4 protein-coding genes are annotated in these 2,564 nt (G+C 68.3%); 2 read left to right on the top strand and 2 right to left on the bottom strand.

Annotation, left to right across the window (positions count from 1 at the left end; genetic code table 11):
- Together N5E02_RS20745 and bioC are read left to right on the top strand one after the other, a co-directional pair.
- The coding region (locus tag N5E02_RS20745; RefSeq protein WP_279946718.1) for an SDR family oxidoreductase at window positions 1-515 on the top strand (515 nt) is incomplete at its 5' end.
- 12 nt (window positions 516-527) lie between these two features.
- Window positions 528-1,412, top strand: coding sequence for a malonyl-ACP O-methyltransferase BioC (bioC, locus tag N5E02_RS20740; protein WP_139727949.1), 885 nt, complete (start codon window positions 528-530; stop codon window positions 1,410-1,412).
- Window positions 1,413-1,634: 222 nt separating this feature from the next.
- On the opposite strand, the gene N5E02_RS20735 is transcribed toward bioC, so the two are convergent.
- Together N5E02_RS20735 and N5E02_RS20730 are read right to left on the bottom strand one after the other, a co-directional pair.
- On the bottom strand, window positions 1,635-2,267 hold the full coding sequence (locus N5E02_RS20735; protein ID WP_005420132.1) for a YdcF family protein: 633 nt from the start codon (window positions 2,265-2,267) through the stop codon (window positions 1,635-1,637).
- Window positions 2,264-2,564, bottom strand: a 301-nt coding sequence (locus tag N5E02_RS20730) for a pyridoxal-phosphate dependent enzyme (protein WP_279946717.1), incomplete at its 5' end; no start/stop codon positions are given. The genes N5E02_RS20730 and N5E02_RS20735, both read right to left, overlap by 4 nt.

Here is a 2,564-nt window from a genome sequence, read left to right as displayed (position 1 = left end):
ATGCCGGTGGCCCGCCGCCAGGCGACTTCCGCACTTTCGAGCGCGACGACTGGATCGCCGCGCTCGACGCCAACATGCTGGCGCCGATCGCGCTGATCCGCGCCACCGTGGACGCGATGATTGCGCGTGGCTTCGGCCGAATCGTCAACATCACCTCGTCGGCGGTGAAAGCGCCGATCGACATCCTGGCGCTGTCCAACGGTGCACGCAGCGGCCTGACCGGTTTCGTCGCCGGCCTGTCGCGCCGCACCGTCGCGCACAACGTCACGATCAACAACCTGCTGCCCGGCCAGTTCGACACCGACCGCCTGCGCGCCAACTTCGCCCACACTGCGGGCAAGGACGGCGATGCCGGCGAAGTGGCCGAACGCCGCCGCCAGCAGATTCCCGCCGGCCGCTTCGGCACGGCGGACGAGTTCGGCGCCGCCTGCGCCTTCCTGTGCAGCGCACACACCGGTTACCTCACCGGGCAGAACCTGCTGATCGACGGCGGCGCCTACCCCGGTACGTTCTAAGAGACTTTCGCAATGCCGTCCCACTTCGATGCCCGCCATGTCCGCCGCGCATTCGCGCGTGCCGCCACCAGTTACGACGCTGCCGCCGCCCTGCAGCGCGAGGTGCAGTCGCGGCTGATCGAATCGTTGGACTACCTGGAGGCACGCAAGCCCGAGGTGGTGCTGGACATCGGCGCGGGTACCGGACACGCCAGCGCGTTGATGAAGAAGCGTTGGCCGAAGGCGCAGGTGATCGCGCTGGATGTGGCACTGCCGATGCTGGACCAGGCCAAGCGCCAGGCCGGCTGGTGGAAGCCGTTCCAACGCCTGTGCGGCGACGCCGCCGCGCTGCCGCTGGCCGACAACAGCGTGGACGTGATCTTCAGCAACCTGTGCCTGCAGTGGGTGGACGACCTGCCGGCGGTGTTCGCAGGCTTCCGTCGCGTGCTCAAGCCCGGTGGCCTGCTGCTGTGTTCCACCTTCGGCCCGGAAACCCTGATCGAACTCAACGAGGCCTTCGCGGCCGCCGATGACCGCCCGCACGTGAGCCGCTTCGCGCAGATCGCCCAGTTCGGCGATGCGCTGATGATGGCCGGCTTCCGCGACCCGGTGCTGGACCGCGATCTGTTCACCCTGACCTACGACGACCTGCCCTCGTTGATGCGCGAGCTGCGCGCGATGGGCGCGACCAATGCACGGGTGGATCGCCGCCACACGCTGACCGGGCGTGGCCGTTTCGCTGCGGCGGCAGCGGCGTATGAACCGATGCGGCGCGCCGACGGCAAGCTGCCCAGCAGCTGGGAAGTGATCTATGCCCATGCCTGGGCACCGGACCCGGGCGCACCGATCCGCGAAGGCGGGCGTGACGTGGCCTCAGTGCCGGTTTCGGCGATTCCGATCCGGCGCAAGCAGACCTGATCGTCTGATAGTGCCGGCCGCTGGTCGGCAACCTCACGATTCCATGGTGGGCATCTGCCGGCCAGCGGCCGGCACTACCAGATGCGACGCCATACGCGAATCGCTCTGGTGGGTGCCGACCTTGGTCGGCACAGTGCCGGCAACCTCACGATTCCATGGTGGGCATCTGCCGGCCAGCGGCCGGCACTACCGCATGGCACCCGCCCAAATCAGGTTTCCGCCTCAGGTGTTGGCCGGCGAACTCAGCGGCGGCCGCACCAGGTCGCGGTGGAAGAAATAGATTTCCTGCACCAGGAAGCGCCAGCTGGTGTGGAAGCTGCGGAAGCGCGTGCTGGGCGTGGACGAGGCCAGTGCATCGATGCCCAGCGCCTTGCTCAGGCGCAGCGCGCGCGCCATGTGCAGCGGGTCGCTGACGATGATCACCCGGTGCAGGTTGCGCTGGTCCATCAGCCGCTTGGCTTCCACCAGGTTCTGCACGGTGTTGCGCGAGGCAGTCTCGATCAGGATCGCATCGTCCGGCACGCCGTGCTTGAGCGCATAGCGCCGCGCCACCTGTGACTCGGAAAAGCGCGCGCCGGTACCACCATAGCCGCCGGTAAAGATCAGCAGCGGCGCGAACTGGGCCTCATAGAGATCCAGCCCATGACGGATGCGTTCTTCGAATACCGGCGACGGCTTGGCGTCATAGGCCGCCGCACCGAGCACGATGATGGCGTCGGCCTTGGCCGCCTGGTCACGCTCGCCGACCCAGACGATCCAGGCAGTCACGCCCAGCAGCCAGATCACCAGCAGGACAAACAACCGCCACAGCCAGCCCAGCAGGCCAGTGCGATGCCGGTGCCGGTCGCGGCTCACGGCGCGCCCCAGCGCAGTGCGGGCAGGTCGACGTTGCCGCCGGACAGCACCAGGCCCACGCGCAGGCCGGCAAAACGCTGAGGCTGCGCCAGCACCGCGGCGAGCACGGTCGCCGATGACGGCTCGACCACCTGCTTGAGGACCTCCCACAGCAAGCGCATCGCCGCCATCGTCGCCGCGTCATCGACCACGATCACCTCGGCGTTGGCCGCACGCAGCAGCTCGAAGTTGGGCGCGCCGATCAGGGTGCGCAGACCGTCGCAGATCGTGTCTGGGGTGAACGGCCCCTGGCGCTCG

Source organism: Stenotrophomonas sp. GD03777, from assembly GCF_029842485.1.
Taxonomy (GTDB): Bacteria; Pseudomonadota; Gammaproteobacteria; order Xanthomonadales; family Xanthomonadaceae; genus Stenotrophomonas; species Stenotrophomonas sepilia.
The sequence above is the reverse complement of the archived record's forward strand: the minus strand, read 5'-3'. Positions and strand labels throughout refer to the sequence as shown.